At 73.2% G+C, this 21,696-nt stretch carries 21 protein-coding genes; 4 read left to right on the top strand and 17 right to left on the bottom strand.

The annotated features are described in order from the left end of the window. Nucleotides 1-24: 24 nt before the first annotated feature. Together FRAAL_RS19160 and FRAAL_RS33175 are read right to left on the bottom strand one after the other, a co-directional pair. The gene (locus FRAAL_RS19160) at nucleotides 25-1,359 is read right to left on the bottom strand and encodes a hypothetical protein (RefSeq protein ID WP_041940750.1); all 1,335 of its coding nucleotides are present in this window, start codon (nucleotides 1,357-1,359) and stop codon (nucleotides 25-27) included. Between the two features lie 204 nt (nucleotides 1,360-1,563). Beyond that, entirely contained in the window at nucleotides 1,564-1,716 is a 153-nt protein-coding gene (locus FRAAL_RS33175; protein ID WP_157892148.1) for a hypothetical protein, read from the bottom strand. 62 nt (nucleotides 1,717-1,778) lie between these two features. Between FRAAL_RS33175 and ligD the strand changes: the two genes are divergently transcribed. Further along, the gene (ligD, locus tag FRAAL_RS19165; protein WP_011605504.1) at nucleotides 1,779-3,524 is read left to right on the top strand and encodes a non-homologous end-joining DNA ligase; all 1,746 of its coding nucleotides are present in this window, start codon (nucleotides 1,779-1,781) and stop codon (nucleotides 3,522-3,524) included. A gap of 253 nt (nucleotides 3,525-3,777) precedes the next feature. Here the strand turns inward: ligD and FRAAL_RS19170 are convergent, their stop codons facing one another. From FRAAL_RS19170 to FRAAL_RS19240, 15 genes are all read right to left on the bottom strand, one after another. Continuing rightward, nucleotides 3,778-4,125, bottom strand: a complete 348-nt coding sequence (locus tag FRAAL_RS19170; protein ID WP_011605506.1) for an antibiotic biosynthesis monooxygenase family protein — start codon at nucleotides 4,123-4,125, stop codon at nucleotides 3,778-3,780. 2 nt (nucleotides 4,126-4,127) lie between these two features. Then, nucleotides 4,128-4,469, bottom strand: a complete 342-nt coding sequence (locus FRAAL_RS19175) for an antibiotic biosynthesis monooxygenase family protein (protein ID WP_041939494.1) — start codon at nucleotides 4,467-4,469, stop codon at nucleotides 4,128-4,130. Then, nucleotides 4,469-5,206 carry an SDR family NAD(P)-dependent oxidoreductase gene (locus FRAAL_RS19180; RefSeq protein WP_041939495.1) on the bottom strand — a complete coding sequence of 246 codons (738 nt, stop codon included), beginning with the start codon at nucleotides 5,204-5,206 and terminating at the stop codon, nucleotides 4,469-4,471. The genes FRAAL_RS19175 and FRAAL_RS19180 overlap by 1 nt, the downstream gene beginning before the upstream one ends. Before the next feature lie 197 nt (nucleotides 5,207-5,403). Further along, on the bottom strand, nucleotides 5,404-6,702 hold the full coding sequence (locus FRAAL_RS19185; RefSeq protein ID WP_011605509.1) for a beta-ketoacyl synthase N-terminal-like domain-containing protein: 1,299 nt from the start codon (nucleotides 6,700-6,702) through the stop codon (nucleotides 5,404-5,406). Beyond that, entirely contained in the window at nucleotides 6,699-7,994 is a 1,296-nt protein-coding gene (locus FRAAL_RS19190) for a beta-ketoacyl-[acyl-carrier-protein] synthase family protein (protein ID WP_041939496.1), read from the bottom strand. Before FRAAL_RS19190 ends, FRAAL_RS19185 begins: the two co-directional genes overlap by 4 nt. After that, nucleotides 7,991-8,521 carry a cupin domain-containing protein gene (locus tag FRAAL_RS19195; RefSeq protein ID WP_041939497.1) on the bottom strand — a complete coding sequence of 177 codons (531 nt, stop codon included), beginning with the start codon at nucleotides 8,519-8,521 and terminating at the stop codon, nucleotides 7,991-7,993. Before FRAAL_RS19195 ends, FRAAL_RS19190 begins: the two co-directional genes overlap by 4 nt. 14 nt (nucleotides 8,522-8,535) lie before the next feature. Continuing rightward, nucleotides 8,536-9,030: an SRPBCC family protein gene (locus FRAAL_RS19200; protein ID WP_011605512.1), complete on the bottom strand. Its 495-nt coding sequence runs from the start codon at nucleotides 9,028-9,030 to the stop codon at nucleotides 8,536-8,538. 79 nt (nucleotides 9,031-9,109) lie between these two features. Further along, nucleotides 9,110-9,367 (bottom strand): acyl carrier protein, encoded by a 258-nt coding sequence (locus tag FRAAL_RS19205; protein WP_011605513.1) that lies wholly within the window; start codon nucleotides 9,365-9,367, stop codon nucleotides 9,110-9,112. Between the two features lie 486 nt (nucleotides 9,368-9,853). Continuing rightward, nucleotides 9,854-10,228, bottom strand: a complete 375-nt coding sequence (locus FRAAL_RS19210; RefSeq protein ID WP_041939498.1) for a TcmI family type II polyketide cyclase — start codon at nucleotides 10,226-10,228, stop codon at nucleotides 9,854-9,856. A 577-nt stretch (nucleotides 10,229-10,805) separates the two neighbouring features. Next, the gene (locus FRAAL_RS19215) at nucleotides 10,806-11,942 is read right to left on the bottom strand and encodes a LuxR C-terminal-related transcriptional regulator (RefSeq protein WP_011605516.1); all 1,137 of its coding nucleotides are present in this window, start codon (nucleotides 11,940-11,942) and stop codon (nucleotides 10,806-10,808) included. Then, on the bottom strand, nucleotides 11,939-12,649 hold the full coding sequence (locus tag FRAAL_RS19220) for a GTP-binding protein (protein WP_011605517.1): 711 nt from the start codon (nucleotides 12,647-12,649) through the stop codon (nucleotides 11,939-11,941). Before FRAAL_RS19220 ends, FRAAL_RS19215 begins: the two co-directional genes overlap by 4 nt. Continuing rightward, a complete protein-coding gene (locus FRAAL_RS19225) occupies nucleotides 12,630-13,001 on the bottom strand; it encodes a DUF742 domain-containing protein (protein ID WP_011605518.1) in 372 nt (123 codons plus the stop codon). Before FRAAL_RS19225 ends, FRAAL_RS19220 begins: the two co-directional genes overlap by 20 nt. Before the next feature lie 127 nt (nucleotides 13,002-13,128). Then, nucleotides 13,129-13,548, bottom strand: coding sequence for a roadblock/LC7 domain-containing protein (locus FRAAL_RS19230; RefSeq protein ID WP_041939499.1), 420 nt, complete (start codon nucleotides 13,546-13,548; stop codon nucleotides 13,129-13,131). Nucleotide 13,549: 1 nt separating this feature from the next. Then, nucleotides 13,550-16,399 carry a sensor histidine kinase gene (locus tag FRAAL_RS19235; RefSeq protein ID WP_011605520.1) on the bottom strand — a complete coding sequence of 950 codons (2,850 nt, stop codon included), beginning with the start codon at nucleotides 16,397-16,399 and terminating at the stop codon, nucleotides 13,550-13,552. A gap of 716 nt (nucleotides 16,400-17,115) precedes the next feature. Further along, nucleotides 17,116-18,123, bottom strand: a complete 1,008-nt coding sequence (locus FRAAL_RS19240) for an acyl-CoA thioesterase (RefSeq protein WP_063822651.1) — start codon at nucleotides 18,121-18,123, stop codon at nucleotides 17,116-17,118. Nucleotides 18,124-18,345: 222 nt separating this feature from the next. On the opposite strand from FRAAL_RS19240, the gene FRAAL_RS19245 reads away from it, so the two are divergent. The 3 genes from FRAAL_RS19245 (at nucleotide 18,346) to FRAAL_RS19255 (ending at nucleotide 21,102) form a co-directional block, all read left to right on the top strand. Continuing rightward, nucleotides 18,346-19,116, top strand: a complete 771-nt coding sequence (locus tag FRAAL_RS19245) for an enoyl-CoA hydratase-related protein (RefSeq protein WP_041939500.1) — start codon at nucleotides 18,346-18,348, stop codon at nucleotides 19,114-19,116. 80 nt (nucleotides 19,117-19,196) lie between these two features. After that, the gene (locus FRAAL_RS19250; protein WP_011605523.1) at nucleotides 19,197-19,508 is read left to right on the top strand and encodes a DUF6343 family protein; all 312 of its coding nucleotides are present in this window, start codon (nucleotides 19,197-19,199) and stop codon (nucleotides 19,506-19,508) included. Between the two features lie 292 nt (nucleotides 19,509-19,800). Beyond that, nucleotides 19,801-21,102, top strand: coding sequence for a DUF445 domain-containing protein (locus FRAAL_RS19255; RefSeq protein ID WP_050997182.1), 1,302 nt, complete (start codon nucleotides 19,801-19,803; stop codon nucleotides 21,100-21,102). Nucleotides 21,103-21,696: the final 594 nt, after the last annotated feature.

The raw sequence follows: 21,696 nt of genomic DNA on the forward strand, positions 1-21,696 counted from the left end.
CCCGCGACCCGGCCGCCCGTGCGGTCAGCCGCTGGTGGCCGACCGCGGCTTCGGCCCGGCGGCGCGCATGTTGACCAGCCGGCCCAGCAGCTCGAACCAGAAGGGGGCACCGGCGGTGAGGGCAAAGCAGGAGATCGCCAGTCCGGCGATCTTCAGCGCCCAGCCGCCGACCGTGTGGGGAACCTCCCTCGGGTCGTCGCGGTCGTCGCTCGCCCGGACCCACCCGATGGGCAGGGCGAGGCCGGAGGCATCCCGCACCGACCTGATCGCGATCTCGACGGCGTCGCCCCCACCGGCGTCGCTCCCACCGGAGTCGGAGGTGCCGCCGGTCGCCTGGTCGCCGGACCGCGTGGCGTCCTTCGTGTCACCGGACCCGGCACCGCTGGACCCCGCGTCGCCCGAACCTGCATCGCCCGTGGAGCCGGCGTCGGCGGGCTGGCCGAGCTGGCTCTGGCTCGCGGTCACCGCCGCGTCGCGCACGGTCCCGTCCTGCCACAGCGTGCGGGAGATGGCGACCGCGTCGAGGTTGAACACAGCGGCCAGAACGATCGCGTAGGCGAGCAGGAACACGGCGACCCGCCGCTTGTACCACCCGGACAGGCGGTCCATCGCCTCGTCATACCACTGCGCCAGCTCGGTGACGATCTTCTCGCGGTCACCGCCCGTTCGGACCACCGCCGCGGTCAGCGCCTCCTTCGCCAGGGAGGGCGGCAACGCGGCCAGCCCGTCCTCCAGCGTGCCGACCGTCCCGCCGCCGACGGCGGACACCAGGGCGGCGGCCACGACCCGCCCGGTCGGGTGGTCCGCCGGCATCGCGGCGTACAGTGCCCGGGCGGTCCCCTCGTCCAGCGAGCGCCGGGCGGCCTCGTACGCGCCCCGGTAGGCCTCGCGGGTCTCCTCGGCGATGTGCGCGGGCAGCCCGTCCGGGCGTAGCTGAGCGAGCATGGCCCGGGCGGGTGGGTCGACCCGATCAAGCAGGGCCCGGGCGAACGCGGTGGACGGCACGTAGGAGGGCAGCCGCAGCCGGCGCGCTCGGCTCACCGCGGCCCAGGTGCGCTGTACGGGCGGATGATCGGCCATGTTCGCCGAGGCCTCGTCCCGGCCGGCGGTACGCATGGCCCGCAGGGGCCCGTCGAGCATCTCCGCGGCGACGTCCACGGGCGGCGGGGCCCCCGGATCGGGCGGTGCGCTGCCCGGCGGCCGGCCGCCGAGCAGCCTGCGCAGCTCCGACTCGAGGCGGCGGCCCCGGTAGCGCACGAGGCCGAGCACAGCCTCGTTGATCCGCGAGACGGCGAGGCTGAACGCGGCGAACAGCAGCGCGAGGCCGATCAGAACGTCCAACGCGGACGAGTCAGGCATCCGATTCCCCCGATCCCACCGCGCCGACGACGGCCGGTTCGCCACCCGCGACCACGAACCCCGCCCGGAGCTGCGCGGATGCCAGCCGGCCGCGGGGTGCATCCGGGCACCGCGGGTGCATTCGGGCCGGACCGCGCATTTCTACACCGAGAGGCAGGATCGCCACCCAGCGGCGCCGGCCAATCCCACAGCCGACACGATCCGTCACAGCAGGACGAGGTCGGACGTGGGCACGGGGCCGCAGCCTTGAGGTGCCCCTGGCGGCCGCGGTGCCGGGGAGGCGGTGAAGTCGGCGAACAGCGAGGTCGGCGAACCCAGACCTCGGCGAACCCAGCCCTCGGCGAACGGGGACGTCACGGAACCTGCTCGGGAGGGTCACCGTCCTGCGCAACGCGGTCGCGGGCGGGTACACCGCCCGGATGGGCAGTGACGACGCCGGTGGCGACCACGCGCGAGGGTCTCGGCTGGCCGAGTACCGGTCTCGCCGGCACAGCGGGCGCACCCCCGAACCGGACGTGTCACCCCTCGCCGATGCGGGCGACGATGGCGGCCGGCGTACCCCCCGTTCGCAGGAGCGCCCGACCTCCCCCGCACCCCCGCCGCCCGATCACACGGGAGACGACCAGAACGGCCGCGGCGACCGGTTCGTGATCCACGAGCACCACGCCCGCCGGCTGCACTGGGATGTCCGCCTGGAACGGGACGGGGTCCTGGTCAGTTGGGCGGTGCCCCGCGGATTGCCGACGGATTCCCGCAGGAACCATCTGGCCGTCCGCACCGAGGATCATCCCCTCGCCTACGCCGACTTCGCCGGGACCATCCCGAAGGGGGAGTACGGCGCCGGTGAGGTGAGTGTCTGGGACCGTGGCCGCTACCGGCTGGAGTCCTGGTCGGCGGAGAAGGTCAAGGTGACGCTGCTCGGCGAGCGGGTCCAGGGACGTTACGCGTTCTTCGCCACCGGACGCGCCCACGGCGGGGGGACCGGATCGGACCAGAGGTCGGACCGGGGGGACCGAAACTGGATGGTTCACCGGATGGACCCGCGGGGCGACACGGACCCAGGCGGCACGGATCCAGACGGCACGGGCCAGCCACGCCGCGCGGGCCGGCCGGCCCGCACAGACCCGGCGCGCAGCCCGGACCTGCCGGGGGGTACGGAATCGCGGGACAGCATGGACCCGCCGGGCGACCCCGAACGCACGCCGATGCCGGGCCGGATGGCACCGATGCTCGCCGTTCCCGCCGCCGCACCGCCGGAGGGGGACGACTGGGCCTACGAGGTCAAGTGGGACGGGGTACGGGCACTCGCCTTCGTCGACGGCGGCCGGCCCAGGCTGCGCAGCCGCTCGGGGCACGACGTCACCGACGTCTTCCCCGAGCTGCACACGCTCGGCCCGGCGTTCGGCGCCACCCAGGTGATCCTCGACGGGGAGATCGTCGCCTTCGGCCCGGCGGGTACGCCCGACTTCGAGTTGCTCAGCCACCGGGTACACATCGCGACGCCGGCCATCGCGCGTCGTGCCGCGGCGACGATTCCCGTCCGGTACCTGGTGTTCGACCTGCTGTTCCTCGACGGGCACTCGCTCCTCGCATGGCCCTACTCCGGGCGGCGGGCGCTGCTGGCCGACCTCGCCGACCGCGGGCGGCTGCGCATCTCCGAGGAACTGGTCGGTACGGGCGACGAGGTCGTGGCGGCGAGCGCCGCCGCCGGCCTGGAGGGGGTCGTGGCCAAACGGCGCAGTTCCCCCTACCAGCCCGGTCGGCGGTCGGTGGACTGGGTGAAGGTGCGGCATGTCCGACGGCAGAGTGTGCTCGTCGGCGGGTGGGAGCCCGGCACCGGTCGGCGCGCCGACCGGATAGGGGCCCTGCTCGTCGGTGTCGCCACGCCGGCCGGCCCCCGCTACGCCGGGCAGGTCGGCACCGGCTTCAGCGAAGCGACGCTCGACCGGCTGGCCGCGTTGCTGGCGCCGTTGCGCCGCTCGGACCCTCCGCTTCGGGATGTCCCCGCCGAGGTCGCTCGCGGCGCCGTCTGGGTGGATCCCGAGTTGATCGCCGAGGTCGAGTTCACCTCGTGGACGACGGACGGCCGGCTACGTCACCCGTCCTTCCAAGGGCTGCGCATCGACATCTCCCCCGCCGACACCGCCCGTATGGAGGAGACCTGACCAGCCGACCGACCCACACTCGCGACCAGCACGCACTCGGACCAGCCACCCATCCGGCGACTGAGGCTGACCAGGCGAGCCCGTTCGGGCCCTGACTCCCGTTCGGACCAGACGCGCTCCACGGGGGCGGGCACGGGGGCGGGGGCGGGGGATGGCATGGCGTCGGCCGCGCCGCCTGCCCCAGACGGTGCGGCCGACGCCATGCGACTGTGGTGCCCCCGGGCGGTGGGTCCGGCCCGCGGGCAGCCGGGGGTCAGCCCGCGGGTGCCTCGCTGAACGGCCCCTGCGGGCCATACGCGGCGACCTCGGTGTAGATCGCCGGGCGGCGCTCGGGATCCTGCAGCGGCCGCAGCGGGGAGGTCGTCCCGCGGTGGTTCGCCCCCTGCTCCCAGGCGCTGAACTCGGTCACGCCCGACCAGACGCTCACCACGACGTACCGGGACGGGTCCGCCGCCGAACGCTGCAGCGTGTTGCCGAGCAGTCCCGGAGTGCCGACCAGCTTGGAGCTGATCGCATGGTAGGCGCGTTCCACCGCCCCGGGGTCGTCGGGCGGATCGACCGCCCAGAGCATCACCCGGACCGCCGCCTCGCCGGCTCCCACGGCTAGCCGGCCGCCGGCACCGGCAGGGACGCCGCGCCGGCCAGGTGGGTCAGGACGCTGCCGGTGGCCATCGAGCCGCTGGCGCGCAGCGGGTGCAGCGCCTTGCGGTGCTCCAGGTGCCGCTCGCTCGTCTCGAACTCGCGGAACTGCGCCTCGTCGACCCAGTCGCTGGTGATGAAGTACGTGCTCGGCTCGTCCTCCGAACGGATCAGCCACTGGCCCAGATTGGCGGGGTGAGAGGTCACCGCGTCGCCGATGCGCAGCCAGGTCTGCTCGAACTCGGCCTCGCGGCCGGGGTGGATCCGCATGGTCAGCATGATCCGGAAGGGCGGGGTCGATGCCATCAGATTCCTCCGTCGACCGTGAAGGTGGCGCCGTTGACGTAGGACGACACGTCGCTGGCCAGGAACAGGACGACCGCGGCGACCTCGTCGGCCTCGCCGAGACGGCCGAGCGGGATGCGGTTGGTGTAGGCCGTTCGGGCGGCCTCGGGCATGCCGGCGGCCTGGTCGGTCTCGATGACGCCCGGCGAGACCAGGTTGACCCGGATGCCGCGGGAGCCGAGCTCCTTGGACAGCGAGCGGGTCAGCCCGATCAGGCCGGTCTTCGCCGCGGTGTAGTGCGCCCGCAGCGGCACGCCGACGACGCCGGCGCCCGACCCGATGTTGACCACCGAACCGGACTCGCCGAGCAGCGGCAGCGCGCCCTGGGTGACCAGGTGGGTGGCGGTGAGGTTGGTGGCGAGCACCTGCGTCCAGGCGTCCAGCGGCAGGTCCGCGTAGGGGATGTGGCTGATCGTCCCGACGCTGTTGACCACGATGTCGAGGCCGCCGAGGTGCGTGCCGGTGGCCTCGATGAGCTCGGTGATCTGGGCCGGGTCGGCCACGTCCGCCTGGACGAGCAGGTGGTCGCCGCCGGTGTCCTTCAGCTCGCGGCGCAGGCTCTCGGCCTCCTCCGTCTGGCGCTGGTGGCCGACGACGACCGTCGCTCCGGCCCGGGCCAGGCCGAGCACGACGGCCCGGCCGATGCCGCGGGTGCCACCGGTGACCAGGGCGCGTCGCCCGGCCAGGTCTGGGAACATCGCTGACTGTCTCCTAGGTCGAGGAATCGAGCAGGTCAAACGGATCGAGCGGCTCCAGTGGGTCGAGCAGCTCAGACGGTTCCCGCAGGCCGGGCCGGGGCCCGGTCAGGCGAGGTGAGGTGAGGGTCCGGTCAGGCGGGGTGGGGGCCCGGCCGGTCGGGGTGGTGCAGGCCCGGTCAGGCAGGGCCGCGATCCGGTCAGGCGGGGTCGACGGCGCGCACGACGAGGCTGCTGTTGAAGCCGCCGTAGCCGCGGGCGTTGACCAGCGCCACCCGGACGGGGACCCGCCGGGGGGCCTGCACCAGATCCAGGCCGTAGCCCGGGTCGGGGGTGTCGAGGTTGCCTACCGCGGGGATGACGCCGTCCCGGATCGACAGCAGCGCCGTCGCCACCGACAGCGCCGAGCCGCCGGCGCACAACCGGCCGACGAGGCCCTGCGGCGCCGTCACCGGCACCGCGCGGTCGCCGAACACGTCCCGGATCGCCGCCGCCTCCTGGGCGTCGAGGTCCGGGGAGCCGGCGCCGTCGGCGAACACCACGTCCACGTCGTCCGGGGTGACGCCCGCGTCGGCCAGGGCGCGGCGCATCGCGGTGGCCAGCCAGCGACCGTCCGCTGCCGGGCGGGCGTGGTCGGCGGCGTCGTGCGTCGCGGCGTATCCCGCGATCTCCCCGTAGACGTGCGGGGCGCCGCGGGACGCCGCCGCCGCCGGATGCTCGACGACCAGGGTCGCGCCGCCCTCCCCCGGCAGGTAGCCGTTCGCCCGGATGTCGAACGGCTTGTAGCCGTCCGCCGCCGCGGCGGCGGTGCTGACCCGGCCGCTGCTGAGATGGCAGGTGAGCCCGTACGGCGTCAGGCCCGATTCGGCGCCCCCCGCCAGCACCGTCGACGTGCCGCGGCGGATGACCCGTCTGGCCTGGGCAAGACTGTCCAGGCCGCCGGCACCGTCGCTGACCACGACTCCGGATGGCCCCTTCAGGCCATGACGGATCGACGTCTGACCGGTCGTCGCCGCGTAGAACCAGGCGATCGACTGGTAGACGCTCACCGCGGTCCGCCCGCGGGTCCACAGCCGCTGCAGCTCCCGCTGACCGAAGTCGTTGCCGCCGGAGCCGCTGCCGAACACGACCGCGGTGGCGTACGGGTCGTGGTCGGCCGGGTCGTAGGCGGCGTCGGCCAGAGCCAGCCGGGAGGCGGCCATCCCGAACCAGGTCCACCGGTCGGTCTGGACGATGTACCGCTTGTCGACGTGCTCCTCCGGCTCGAACCCGCCGACCTCGCCGGCGAGCCGGGCGGAGTAGCGAGCCGGGTCGAAGCGGCTGATCGGGGCGACGCGCAGCTCCCCGCGCAGGGTCGACGCCCAGTACTGCTCGACTCCCAGGCCGCTGGGGGCGATGACCCCCAGGCCGGTGACGACCGGCCGGACCGCGGTAGCGGCGGCGGTGGGGGTGGTGGCGGTGAGGGTGGCGGCGGCGGCGGTGTCCACTGGGGCGCTCACCGGTTCGGCGTCGACAGGACGATCGCGGACTGGAACCCGCCGAAACCGCTGCCCACCGACAGGGCCACGTCCACGGTGTGATCACGGGCGATGTTCGGCACGTAGTCGAGGTCGCACGCCGGATCGCGGGTGGCCCAGTTGGCGGTGGGCGGGACCACGTCGTTCTCGATGGCCAGGGCGCAGGCGGCGATCTCCAGGGAGCCGATCGCGCCGAGGGAGTGGCCCACCATCGACTTGATCGAGCTGACCGGGACCTCGTACGCGCGCTGGCCGAGCGAGCGCTTGAAGGCCGCCGTCTCGTGCCGGTCGTTCTGCTTGGTGCCCGAGCCGTGCGCGTTGATGTAGTCGATGTCGTCCGCGCCGACCCGCGCCGCGTCCATCGCGACCCGGATCGCCTCGGCCATCTCGACGCCGTCGGGACGCAGGCCGGTCATGTGGAAGGCGTTGGACCGCGAGGCGTAGCCGCCGACCTCGCAGTAGATGTGCGCCCCCCGGGCCCGCGCGGACGACAGCTCCTCGAGGATGAGCACGGCCGAGCCCTCCCCCATCACGAAGCCGTCGCGGCTGGCGTCGAAGGGGCGGGAGGCGTGTTCCGGGTCGTCGTTGCGCGCCGAGGTCGCCCGGATCGCGTCGAAGCAGGCCACCGAGATCGGCGACAGTGGCGCGTCGGAGGCGCCGGCGATCACGATGTCCGCCTCACCGTCGGCGATGAGCTGCGCGCCGTAGCCGACCGCGTCGATGCCGGAGGTGCAGCCGGTGGACACCACCGACGCCGGGCCGTGCGTGCCGAAGCGGCAGGCGAGCTCCGTGGCCAGGCAGCTCGGGACGAGTGCGTGGTACAGGAAGGAGCTGGCGTAGTGCGGGTCGACCTCCCAGTGGCGGCCCGAGTCGGAGACGACGACGTACTCGTTCTCCAGCCGGGTCGTCGCGCCGACCGCACTGCCCATGCTGACGCCGATGATCGGGCCGTCCCCGCCCTCGTCGCCGAGGCCGCCGGCGCCGGCCGGGCGCAGGTCCAGGCCGCTGTCCTCGACCGCCTCCAGCGCCGCGGCGAGCGCGAACTGCACGAAGCGGTCGTTGCGGGCGATCTGCCGGGCGGTCAGCCCGGCCGCCGCCGGATCGAAGTCGCATTCGGCGGCGACCTGGGAGCGGAACTGCGACGGGTCGAAGAACGACAGCCGCCGGGTCGCCGTGCGTCCGTCGGTCAGCAGCGTCCAGAACTCCTTGCGGTTCACCCCGCCCGGGGCGACCACCCCGATGCCGGTGACCGCGGTCCTCCTCGGTGCGCTCACCGTCTGGCCCCGGCGGACAGGGCGTCGGCGATGTGGGCGGTGTCGGCGGTGTCGGCGGTGTCGGCGGTGACGGTGACGGTGTGGGCGTGGGGGCCCGACTGGATGATCGGGGCGTGCGGCGCGTCCGGGTTCAGCACCGCCTCGGTGTCGACGTGGCCGAGGTCGGGACGGGGCGCCAGTGGGCTGAGGTGGAAGACCAGGAACGCGGTCTCGTCGCCCGTGTTGACGATGCGATGGCGCATGCCGATCGGGATGCACACGCCGTGGTCGGCGCCCAGGACCTGGTGCTCACCGTCCAGCCGGGCGGTGACGAGGCCGCGCACGCAGTAGAGGAACTCCTCCGAGTAGGGGTGCCAGTGCTCGGTGACGACCTCGCCGGGCTCGAGGGTGAGCGTGCCGAGGAAGCCGGTGGTCGAGCCGACGGTCGCCGGGGAGAGCAGGGCACGGATGTCCCCGCCGCGGCGCCGGTTGGGCGCGATGTCGTGGATGCAGAGAACCTTCGGGGTCGTCGTCACTGGAGCTGCCATCGGTCGCGTCCTCCTCAGACCTGTTCCGGCACGGCCACGGCGAGCGGGGCGGGCCGCGCGGCCGCGGCGGCCCGCTCGACCTTGTCCCGGATCACGGCCATCTCCCGGGCGGTGTTGGTGTTGATCCGGGCGGTCATCTGCTCGTCGTTGAGCGGCGCCGCCGGGCGCATGTGGAAGTCCTGCACCCAGCGCATCCGGGTACCGGTGCCCTCCGGGGTGTAGGTCCAGTGGATGTGCATGTACTCGAACGGCCCGGTCTCGACGCGGTAGGCGCGGACCTGCCGGTTCACCGGGTCGAGCGTCCGTTCCGACACCCAGCTCCACGCCGTTCCGTTCTCGTCCGGGTGCATGGTGAGCCGGAACTTGAAGGTATTCCCGTTGCTCTCGATGATGTCCACCGACGCGTACTCCGTGAACAGGTCGGGCCACGTGGGCAGATCGTTGGTGATGGTCCAGACCGTGTCGATGTCGGCGTCGATCAGAATCGAGTTGTCGGTATGCCCACTCACGGCTACTCCCCGGTTTTGTGAAGGAAATCCGGATGCGGATCGAGAATCGGCGGCCGGCGGGTCCGCGCGCCCGGCGAAATCAGACCGTTTCGCGCTCGCCCAGCGCGGCGTTCACGGTGTCGAGAATCTCGGCGAGGGTGTAGTCGTCGGGCATCTCGGCCGGCAGGTCCACCCCGAAGGCGCCGACCACCTCCGCCGAAAGCTGGAGGTAGGCCAGCGAGTCCAGGCCGATGTCCAGGAACGTCACGGCCAGGTCGGTGGGGCGGTCCTCCGGGGGCAGCCCGGCCTGCTCGACGAGAAAGTCGAGCAGGGCGTCGGCCGTCCACTGCTGGGGCATGTCACGATCTCCTCGGGTTGGTGCAGATGGGATCGATGGGAAGGTCGTCGTCATGTTTGTGCCGGGATCCGCCGCGGGCAGCGAGCCGGCGGGCGACGGTAGGCGACGGCGGGTAGCGACGAGTAACAGAAAGTGACGGCAGGCGACAGCGACCGGCAGCGTTGGCGGTCCCGGGCGCCAGGCAGCAACCCCGGCGGAGCAGGCGGTTACGCGCATTCGGGTGGCCGGCGCGGCGCGCCCGCCGCGCCGGCGTTACCGGGGCAGGTCGAGGCGGCCCTGGGCACCGCGGCGATCGCGGGCCCGGAGGGACGTCATGGCGGCACGGGTCGGGTCGGGTCGAGACGGGTCGGCGAGACCGGCCGGTGCGGATCCGCCAGCGCCAGCCGGGCCGGCGTGCGGATCAGGTCTCGGCGGCGCACGCCCCTCGCGGGGGGCAGGCCGGGGCCGCGGGTGACCGATGCCCGCGGCGCTGTGGACCCGGGCCGGTCAGCCGGCCGACCAGTGGTAGAAGCTGCGCGCCATCGCGTCCCGCGGTCCCCGCCAGGTCGCCGGTTCGTAGGCGGTGATGAACTTCTCCAGCTTCGTGTTCACATCGACGAACAGCGGATGCCCGCGCACGTCGGAGACGGTCGGCGCGATATCGGCCGGCGCGTCGATGAGATGGAAGTAGAGCCCGTGGAACTCGAACAGCTCGCGGCGGGTGACGCCGACGATGCCGGGGAGTTCTCCCGCATCGGACTCGGCGAAGGTCTCCGCGACGGCGTCGGCGTCGGCGGGGTTCATTCTCGCCACGATCAGCGTGCGGTGCGTCGGCTTTTCCGACGGTGTGGCGGCGGGCTGCGATCCGGCAACTGCGGGCACGGAAGGACTCCTCGGGCGGTTTCCAGGAGAGACGAGCGGCGCGCATGGCGACCTGCGGGCCGGCAGGTCGACGGCACGGTGGATGGCGGACAGACGGACCCGCCGCGGGCCACGCGTGCGCCCGCGCGGCCTGCGGGGCCCGTCGACGACGGGCGGGCAGGCGGGCACCGACCGACTCGCGACCGCCGGCCGTACCCGCCGACCCCCTGACATTGTCAGTATTCGGCTCATCGAGAGCATGCGGCCGGGCGCGGCCGGTGTCCTGAGATTGGCCTGGCATCAAGCTGCCCTGGCAACGATGTGCCAACTGACACGCACCCACGCCACAACACCGCTACAACGATCCGACCGTAGGGCCTTGACCAGCAGGGATATCCCCCAATGCCGGCCCGTCCACGCCCATCCGGAGCGCCCTCGACCGCAGGCCCGGCGAGAACGCGGCCGCCCCCGTGAGCACTGTCACGTGGGGTCGGCAGCGCCGCCGGGACCGTCGTCACCCGCGAGATCTCGTTGTTCCCCGCCCGAGCCGCACCATTCCACTACTTTCCGTAACATCGGCGGGCCGCCGACGACGGGATCAGAGCCAGCCGCGGCGGGAGGCGAGAGTGCCGGCCTGGAAACGGCTGCGGGCGTCGAGGCGGGACATCAGGTCCGCGATCATGCGGCGCACGGTGCGCACGGAGACACCGAGATGGCGGGCGGCGGCCTCGTCCTTGACGCCGAGGCTGAGCAGGCGCAGCAACAGCCGCTCGGTGTCGGAGGGGTCGTCCGCGGACTCCTCGCCGCCGGTCTGCGTCGACCCGCCGCCGAGCGGCTCGGCGATCTCCCAGACCTGCTCGAACAGGGTGAGCAGGACGGCGGTGAGCTCGGGCGTCCGCACGAGCAGCGTGTGGCCGCCCGTGCCGATGCCGCCGCGGGCCAGCCGGACGAGCCCGACGCGGCCGTCGATGGTGGTGGCGTCCAGCCGCGGGTCGTCGGTGACGCGCGCGTCGAGGCCGTGCGCGGCCACGGTGCGCACGTAGCCGGCGCCCCGTTCGTCGAGGCGCAGCGAGCGCGGCAGCACGCTGCGCATCACGACCCCGCGCCGCAGCGCCCGCAGCTCGACCGGCATGACGTCGGCGGACAGCGCCGCCGACCAGCCGCGGCGGGTGCGCAGGGTGAGCACCTCTCGCTCGGCCCGGCCGACGAGGGTGAGCAGCTCGGCGCGGGCCTGGTCGACGCCGTCGATGCGCTGCACCTCGACGGTGTCCGGTCCGGGGCGGCCCTCCAGGTAGTCCGAGACGAAGACGCTCACCTGTGCCCGGGCCCGCACGAGCCGCTCGTGGCGGCGGATGAGCTGCTCGTGCTGGGCCTGGAGCAGATGGTCCAGGCCGGCCTCGGGATGGACGGCGACGAAGCGTCCGGGCCGGTCCCGGGAGGCCAGCAGCAGGCCGAGCTCGACCAGCCGGTCGCGGATCCGGCCGACGCCGCCCGCCGGTTCCCCGAGCATCTGCGCCGCCTCGGAGACGCTCAGCGAACCGTGGCGCAGCCAGAGCCGATAGGCGGACAGCGCGTCGTCGTCCAGACCGAGGATGTCGAGCGCTCGGCCCTTCCCGGGAACCGGCTCGGGAGCCGGATCGTGACCTCCCTGGCGGGCCGGGGGCGGGGCGGTCGGGCCCACCGCGGGCGGGGCGCTCGTGCTGGTCAGGTCCGAACAGTCGTCCGTGGCGTTCACCCGGACCGCTGCGGCAGGCTCGGCCGGCCGGCCGACTCGGCGGAGACCACGTCAAGCGCATGGCGGACCAGCGAGACCAGCGACTGGCGGACCGACTCGCGCTGGCGGGCGTCGCAGAACACCACCGGCCGGCGCGGGTCGAGGTCGAGCGCCGCGCGGACGTCCTCGACGCGGTACTCGCGGGCGCCGTCGAAACGGTTCAGTGCGATGAGGAACGGGATGTCGCGCTCCTCGAAGTAGTCGATGGCGGGGAAGGAGTCCGCCAGCCGCCGGGTGTCGACGAGCACCACCGCGCCGATCGCGCCGAGGACCAGCTCGTCCCACATGAACCAGAACCGGTCCTGCCCGGGCGTGCCGAACAGGTAGAGGATGACGCTGTCGATGAGCGTGATCCGCCCGAAGTCCATCGCGACGGTCGTCGTCGTCTTCGCGCTGACCGAGCTGGTGTCGTCGATGCCGATGCTGGCGGCCGTCATCGCGGCCTCCGTGGTCAACGGTGGGATCTCGCTGACCGCGCCGACGAACGTCGTCTTCCCGACGCCGAACCCGCCGGCAATGATGATCTTTACCGGATGGGGCGCCGCCGTCTCGGGCGAGCGCGCCCGGTCGGACCAGGAGCCCTTGTTGTCGGGCCACGAGCCCTTGTTGTCGGGCCACGAATCCTTGTTGTCGGGCCACGAATCCTTGTTAGAGGGCCTGTAGTCCATCGAGCACCTTTTCGATGAGGGCGGCGGAAGGACGGTCGGACGAGCGGACGGGTCGGTTCACCGTGACCAGCCCGGCGTCGAGCATGTCGCCGACGAGAACCCGCACGACGCCGAGCGGCAGATCCAGCCGCGCCGAGATCTCGACGATCGACTGCACGCGCTGGCAGAGCAGCGCGATCGAGCGCTGCTCCATCTCCAGCGTCGCGCCCATCAGCCGTCCGTTGGGAGTGGTGGTCACCAGCGCCACCAGCTCCAGCGCCCGGTTGGTGGGCCGGGTCCGACCGCCGGTGACGGCGTAGGGCCGGACGACCGGACCCGCATCATCGTCGAACCATTCCTCGTCCTGCGACATACCGGTCCTCCTGCCTGAGAGAGCTCCGCCGCCATGACGGTGAGCGTTGCGGTCCGGTCGGTGCGGGCAGGGGTCGACCGGTGGGCCAGATTCGCGGTCGTACCCCCGTCGACCGCCACGGCGCCGCCTACAGCGGCAGCGCGGACTGCATCTGGGCGCGCAGCTCCGGGGTGAGGAACTCCCCGACCCTGGTCACCAGCAGGGCCATCTCGTAGGCGATGAGGCCGATGTCGGCCCCGGTGCTGGACAGGATCGCCAGGCACGAGCCGTCGCCGACCGCCGTGACGAACAGGAAGCCCTGGTCCATCTCGACGATGGTCTGGCGGACACTGCCACCGCCGAAGAACCGGCCCGCGCCGCGGGCGAGGCTGTTGAACCCGGAGGCGACCGCCGCGAGCTGGTCGGCGGTCGCCCGGTCCATCCCGTAGGACGTCGCGAGCAGCAGACCGTCCGAGGACAGGGCGATCACGTAGGTGACTTCCGGAACCTTCTTGACGAGGTTGTTGAGCAACCAGCTCATGTTCTCGGACGGCCCCAGCGGACGCATCTCAGGTCACCTCTCCCACATCGTCGCCGTCGTTGGACACCTGACCGTCCGCCAGCCCGCGACCGAAGTTGCTCTGGAAGGACGACATCATGCTGCGGATCTCTTCCGGGCTGCGCTGCGCGGCGAGCTTGCCCGGCTGGTCGTCCGGGCCGTCTCGGCGCAGCTGGGGTGCGAGGCTGGCCCGCCGGGTGCGCCGCGGCAGACCGACCTCGGTGTGCTCCTCCGGCGCCGGGCCGCCACGCTCCGCCCCGTCCGCCCCACCGAAACCACCGGGACCACCGGGACCACCGATGTGGCCGAAGTCGCCGGCTCGGGTGGGGGGCGCCGGGCGATGAAGCGGGACTATCGACTGGCCCGCGCCGGGGGTGTCGCCGCGACGGGGCCCGGTCGGGCGGCTCAACGGCGAGGTGAACGGGTCGTTGCGGGCCAGGGGGCCGCCGGACAGGTCGCGCGCCGCGGGGGGCTGCGCGAACAGGGACGGGGGGCGGCGCCCGGCGTCGTCCGCCGGCGGCTCCGGCGGCCCGAACCGGTCGGTCTCGGCCGGCGGGTACGGCTCCGGGGCGCCCCGGCTGCCGCGGGAGCGGCGGGTCGGCAGGTCGGGCAGGTCGCCGTCGCCCTGACCGGGCTCGCCGCCCGGGGTGGGCTTGGGACGCGGGCCGGTCGGCCGCGGCGGGCCGTCCGGACGGCGGCCGTTCGAACGGTGCCGGGGACGGTCCGCGACGAACCAGCTCGACCGGACCGTCGCGAAGACCGGCAGGTCGTCGATCAACGTCTCGTCCGGGCCCCCCGGCGCCTCGTCCGGCCGCTGCGCAGCGGGGGCGGCGGTCAGATTGCCGTCCGCGTCGACGAACGGTCCCCCGAACCCGTCCTCGTCGACCGTCGGGCCGTCGAGCGCGGGCACGGCGGCGACGGGCAGCGCCCGCACGGTCGCGGTGCCCTCCGACCGCGTGTCGCCGTCGCCCTCGGGCTGGCGCAGCAGGGTGGCCGGCACCAGGACGATGGCCATCGTTCCGCCGTAGGGCGAGGGACGGAGCTCCACCGAGATGGCGTGCCGCTCGGCGAGCCGGCCGACGACGAACAGGCCGAGCCGCTCGCTGGTCGACAGGTCGAAGGGCGGCGGGTTGGCCAGCCGGTCGTTGAGGGAGTGGAACTCCTCCGGGCTCATCCCCAGGCCGCGGTCCTCGACCTCGATGACGAAGCCGTTGGACACCTCGTGCCCGTTGACCTGGACCGGGGTGTGCGGCGGGGAGAAGGAGGTGGCGTTCTCGATGAGCTCGGCGAGCATGTGGATGACGTCACCGACGGCGTGCCCGCTGATGGCCCCGCCGTCGATGGGCATCACCTTCACCCGGGTGTAGTCCTCGACCTCGGCGACGGCGCCGCGCACCACGTCCTTGACGGCGACCGGTCGGCGCCAGCCTCGCGCGGGCTTGGAGCCCGACAGCACGATGAGGTCCTCGGCGTGGCGCCGCATGCGGGTGGCCAGGTGGTCGAGACGGAACAGCTCCTCGAGCTCGTCCGGGTCGGTCTCCTTGCGCTCCAGCGCGTCGATCACCTTGAGCTGGCGGTGGATGAGGGCCTGGCTGCGGCGGGCCAGGTTGAGGAAGGTGTCGCCGATGCTCTTGCGCATCGCGGCCTGCTCGACCGCGGTGCGCACCGCGACGGAGTGCACGGTGGAGAATGCCTCGGCGAGCTGACCGATCTCGTCCGTACTCTGCACTTCGACCGGGAATAGCTCGGCGGACATGTCGACCTGTTCGCCGCGGTGCAGCCTCTCGACGACCCCTGGCAGCCGCTCGTTGGCGACTTCGAGGGCACCGCGTCGCAACGTCCGCAGATGCCGGATCATCGGGCTTGCGACCAGCAGCGAAATCACGACCGACACGACCAGGACCAACGCGACCCCGAAACTGCTGAACAGGGCGTCACGAGTGGCTGAACTGGCGATGTCCTGGCTGGTGGAGCCCAGGTCGGTCGCGATCCTCCGCTCGACCTGCCGCATCGCCGCGATCTTCTGGTCGACGGTGTCCAGCCAGTTCTGCTGCGTAATCGTCAGCGGCTGACCATTCTGAACGGCGTTGACCGTGTCGTCGCGCATTGCGGTGGCGGCGGAGATGGTCCGGCCGACCGTGACGTTGTAAAACGCCTGCTCATCCGCGGTGGCGGTGGCCCGGAACTGCTGCAGCCAGGCGTCCTCGGCGCCGGCCGAGCTCTCGATCTGGCGCAGGGTCGCGGAATCCGTCTGGCCGAGAATGATCACACGGGCGATCGAGCCGCGCTGCTGGGCCGCCTCCTCCTTCGCCCGGGAGATACCGACGAGCGTGGTGGCGCCGTTGACCAGCGACGCGTTATCGCTGCCCGCGGTGACGCTGGCGTTGAGCGAAAGGAGGTCGCGCACCAGGTCGTTGTAGAAAGTGTTGTTCTGGTCGACCTGGGCCTGCCGGGCGTCGATCGCCTTGCGCTGCGCGGGCAGCCGGTCCAGGCGCGTGGAGATCGACGCCAGCGTGGCCGCCAGGGTGTCCCGGGCGCCCGAGGGCAGCCCGGCCTCCCCGGCGTTGTAGGTCCCGAGCGCCTGGTCCACCGGACCCCGGGCGGCGACGGCGGCCTGTCCCGGGCCGGCGGCCATGTAGTTGGAACCCACATAGGCGTTCGTCGCGTACCGCTCGGCCTGCAGCGCGGCGACCAGGTCGTTGCCCTTGATCGAGAAGGCGGCCAGCGCCTTGATGCGGTTCGCGGCCCGTACGTTGTCGACGTTCCCCCGCACCTGTATCGCGCTCAGTACCGCCAACGCGGCCAGGGGGACGACGAGAATCACCACGAGCTTCGAGCGGATGGGCCAATTCTGGAGCATCCGGTCCTCTCGTCCGGCACCCGGGAGTTGGGCGCCTCATGTGCGGGGTGAGTGTTCGAGTTCAACGGGTCTTGTCCCCGAAGGACCACGCGCGACAACACCCGGACCGGGGTATTGGAGGCGTGGCCCGAACATCGGGGGAATGTTCCTGGGGCGCCGACGACTCTAGCGGGTGAATGAAGGGGCTGCGTTAGGGGCGGGCGTCTATAACGGAAGAGCATGGCGGCGTTGCACCGCGTGACGGGCATTCGTTCTGACCCGCTATGAGCGATAGGACAGCTACGCATAATGAAAGTCGACGTAGCCCGGACCAAGCGACGTCCATGCACCGGAACTAGCACTGATCGGCAGTATCTGGCAGGAGCCGGCACTAGGAGTCCGCCCGGTGGTGTCGAGCCGATGACCGAACTCCCGACGGCGGCAACACAATCACAGAAGTGTTGCCGGAAACACATCCGCACATCCCGGGACGCCCTGCCGGGACCGGGTCGTCGGAGTGGTCGTCGGCCGGGTCGCAATACGCGCTCTCACCGGCTTGGGTTGGAGCCCGCCCCCGGGACTCCCCCGCGCCCACCATCACCCGGCGATGTCCAGCTGCACAGCACCCGCCGCACGCCTCGACCTACCCCGGCTACCGAGGTTTCAATCCAGCGTTTGCCGCCGATCCCCAGGCGGTCATCTGTTCGGCCCACCAGCCCGCCCAGCAGGGCTGTCGGTCAGCGGGCGGTCGAGGCGGGCGACAGGTGATCGCCCCGGCTGACCGGGGACGGCGGACGCACCCGGTGGACCAGCGTCGTCTGACTCACGGTGGCGACCAGCGCCCCCGCGCGGTCGTACATCCGCCCGCGCACCTGCGCGACGTTGCGGACGATGGCCTCGACCCGCACGTCCAGCAGCACCCACTCGCCGACCGGCGGCGAGACGATCCGCAGGCTGTTGTCGAGGCTCGTGCCGGCGGCCATGTCCCCCGTGGCCTCGATGAGTCCGACCGGGGCGAAGTCGCCGAGCAGGGCGAGCACCGCCGCATCCAGGGGCAACCGAGGTCGCAGGCGCAGCCACAGCGCGCTGCTGCCGCCGCCCGGCCGGCCGTCGAGGTCGGTCCGGGCCGGGCGCGCCCACCGCTGCTCGACCAGGGAGATCACGCCGTCGCGGGGGAACTCCAGCCAGGTCGGGTACTCCCGCGGGGGGCAGCCGTCGGGGTCCGGCGCCCAGTCACCGGCCGGGCCGAACCTGCTGACGACGCCGCTCACCCGGCTGAACGTGCCCCCCGCGAGGAACACCAGGCGTCCGGCCGCCGTGGCACGCACGACGGCCTGCGACAGACCGCCGGTGCCCGGGTCGACGCTCAGCTCCACCTCTTCCCCTGCGCGCACCGGAGAGAGGAACTGGGTGTGCGCCCACACGCAGTCCCGGCCGCCGCAGGCCTGGACGAAGGCGATCGCGGCGGCGAGGCCGCAGCCACCCCACAGGGTGCCCCGCGTGTTGAGAAGGTGCGTGTCGGCCACGAAGCTGCCGCGGAGCTCTCCCGGGTCGACCGTCAGCCCGAGCAACTCGGCGAGGGAGGTGGCCTCGCGGCGGAGCTCACCCTGGGACCGTTCGGCCCGCCGCGGACCACCGCCCTGACCGCCCTGCCCGAGCTGGCCGCCCTGACCACCCTGGCCGAGCTGGGTCGGCAGGTCGGCCGCAGGTCTAGGCGGGATGCCGGGTTCGCACGGATCTGTCACATTCTCATCCTGGCAGGCCCGGTCGGGCCACGCGTCAGGGTCGCCCGACGGGACCGCCGGGGTCCGCTTTCGCGCGGACCCCGCACGGTGACACAGTGCGAGTCAGCCGGCGGCACCGCCCGTTCGCAACACCGCCCGTTCGCAACACCGCCCGTTCGCAACACCGCCCGTTCGCAACACCGCCCGTTCGCGGCACCACCCCGTCGGCATCAGGAGGCCAGAGTGAGCAGCCAGATCGAGACCGAGGTCGCCGACGGCGTGCTCACGGTGCGCATCGCCCGCCCGGACAAGCGCAACGCCCTCACCCAGGCCATGTACGCGGCGCTCGCCGAGGCGTTTGCGGCGGCCGAGGCCGACACCGGGGTGCGGATCGTCCGGATCCGTGGCAGCGGCGGCTCCTTCACCGCCGGCAACGACCTCGCCGACTTCCTGGCCACGGCCGACCTGGCCCCGGACGGTCCGACGATGACCTTCATCCGGACGGTCGCCCGCGGGACGAAGCTGCTCGTCGCCGAGGTCGACGGGCCGGCGGTGGGCATCGGCACGACCCTGTTGCTGCACTGCGATCTGGTGTACGCCACCGAACGCAGCACCCTCGGCATTCCGTTCGTCAACCTCGGTGTTGTGCCCGAGTTCGGTTCGTCGCTGCTGCTGCCCCGCCGGGTCGGGCCCGCGGCGGCGGCGAAGCTTGCGTACTTCGGCGAGCCGTTCGGTGCCGCGCAGGCCGCGGAGCTGGGGATCGTCACCGAGGTGCTGCCCGATGCCGACGCGCTGCGCGTCCGGGTGGACGACCGGGTCGCGGCGCTGCTCGCCCAGCCACCGCAGGCTCTGGCCGCCACCCGTGCCCTGCTCCACGACGGCGGGACGCCGGCGGTGCTCGAACGCATCGACGTCGAGGGCGTGCTCTTCGCGGAGCGGCTGGCCTCGGCGGAGGCGAAGGCGGCGATGACCGCGCGGCTACCCGGCCGCGCGGCGCCCCCACGGTCGGACTGAGTCCCCCGCGCGGACACCCACCGGCCCGGAGCGGTCACGATCCCCGGTTCACCCGGGCGTGGCCGGGCATACCGGGGATCGTGACCAGTTCCCTGCCGCGCCAGCGCGACCAAGGGGACGTCCTGCCACGTCGGCGCTGGTGGCATCGGCTCTCCCCCGGTCCGGGGGGTGCACCGCCGGCCCGCAGCGCACTCGGGCTGCGGCTGGCGCTCGCCGTGTTCGGTCTGGTCTTCTGCGGCGTCACCGCGGGTCTGTTCGCCTCGCGCGACCAGCCCGCCGCCGCGGGGGTGCTCGCGTTGCTGGCGCTGGTGGCCGTCGTCGACCTGGCCGTCATCCGGCGCCGGTGGCGCCAGCGTTCCCATCCCCGCCGACCGCCGCCTCCGCGGCCGTGACCGCCGAGCGCGCGACATCCTGGCTCCGGCCGATGTCCCAGGGCCACGCGTGCCCCGAGACCGCCCGGCATCCCGAGACCGCCCGGTGTGCCGAGGCCGCCCGGTGTGCCGAGGCCGCCCGGTGTGCCGAGGCCGCCCGGTGTGCCGAGGCCGCCCCGTGTGCCGAGGCCGCCCGGTGTCCCAAGGCCGTCTGGTGTCCCACTCCGGCCGCATAAGGTGTCCGAGGATCGACTGATCGGATCCGGTGGGCCCGGGTGGGCGTCGAGGTGGCACGGGAGAGGGACGGCGGCCCATGAGCGAGCCGGCGGGCGGCGGACGGCCGATGCCGCCCGGGCTGCCCCGGGGCACGGCGGACGAACCGGGGCTGCGCCAGGCGCTGCGCCGCATGCGAGTGATCGCCACCGGGCTGCTCGCCGCCGTCGTCACCATCTACCTGCTCGCGCAGGGCTGGCACAGCCACGGCGGCCCCGGCTGGGTGGCGTACGTGGCCGCCGCCGCGGAGGCCGGCGTCGTCGGCGCGCTGGCCGACTGGTTCGCGGTGACGGCCCTGTTCCGCCACCCCCTCGGCCTGCCGATCCCCCACACGGCGATCATCCCGGAGCGCAAGGACGCCCTCGGCCGTGGCCTGGAGAACTTCGTCAGCACGCACTTCCTCGCCGAGGAGGTGATCCGGGAGAAGGTCGACGGCATCGGCGTCTCGGTGCGCGTCGGGTCGTGGCTGCGCCAACCGCACCACGCCGAGCGGGTGACGACCGAGATCGCCGGGCGGCTCACCTCGGCCATCTCCGGGATGAGCGACGACCTGGTCCGCGAGGTCGTGGAGAAGGCCGTGCTGCCCCGGGTGGTCGAGCGGCCCTGGGCGGGGGTGCTGGGCGCGGCGTTGCAGCGGGTGCTCGACGACCGGCTGCATGTCCGGCTCGTCGACGTGATCGTCACCGAGGTCCAGGAGTGGCTGACCCGCAACCCGGAGGTCTTCACCCGGCTCGTGGTCGACCAGGCGCCGAGCTGGACGCCGCAGTGGCTGGACGAGGCCGTCGCGATCAAGGCCTACGACAAGGCCCTGGAGGCGATCGCCGAGCTGCGCGCCGACCCGGAGCATCGGGTGCGCCAGGCGCTGGACCGGTTCCTCGGCGACTTCGCCGGCCGCCTGCGCGCGGATCCGAGCCTCGGCGAGCAGGTCGAGCAGATCAAGCACCGGCTGCTGGGGCACGCGGAGGTCGGCCGGGCCGTCGCCGCGATCTGGGCGACGACGCGGACGATCCTGCTCGATCTCACCACCGATCCGACCAGCACCGCCCGGGTACGGGGCACCGACGAGCTGGCCGCGTTCGGGGCGCGGCTGGCCACCGACCCGGAGCTCGGCCGCACCGTCGACCGGGCCGCGTCCGACCTGGCCGCCCGGGCGGTCCAGCGCTACCAGGGGGACATCGCCGCGATCATCGGGGACACGGTCGCGAGCTGGGAGCCCGAGGAGACCTCGCGGCGCATCGAGCTGCACGTCGGCCGGGACCTGCAGTTCATCCGCATCAACGGCACGGTCGTCGGCGCCCTCGTCGGGTTGGTCATCCACGCTCTCACCGAGCTGGTCTTCTGACCACGGACCGCCCGCTCTCGATCACCCGGCGCGCAGCAGCTGCAGGAGGCCCACCGCGGCTCGCCCGCCCGCAACCGTCGGGCGTGCAGAGGGGCGCGCCGCCGAACGAACGCACCCACACGAACGCAGCCGCACGAACCGCAACGAACGCAGCCGCACCCGCAGCCGCACCCGCACCCGCGGCCGCGGCCGAACGAGCCGCAGCGGACCGCCGTCCGCACCTCACCCCTGCACGTGCACCCGGACCGCCCTCGGGACCGGGCGGCGCGGGGGACCACCGGATCGGGCGACGCGGGCTGGCCGACCCTGCCCACCCGGGCCGTCCGGCCCGTCACACCACCCTGCCCGACCGGGTCATCGCGCCCTGGCGTCGATCAGGCGGGCAGACCCCAGGCCGACAGGAGCAGCCCGTCCGGAGCAGCCGACCGGAGGGACTGCGCCGACCGGGCCACCCGAAATGGCGGCCTTCCCGGTGATCCGGAGGACAGACGACGTGGTCCCACCGCTTCATCCGCTCCTTCAGACGGCGCCACGCCCGCCGATCCCTGCCGGACCGAGCGGCGCGGCGGACCCGAACGGCGCGCAGGACAGGGC

The organism is Frankia alni ACN14a (assembly GCF_000058485.1).
In the GTDB taxonomy this organism is placed as follows: Bacteria; Actinomycetota; Actinomycetes; order Frankiales; family Frankiaceae; genus Frankia; species Frankia alni.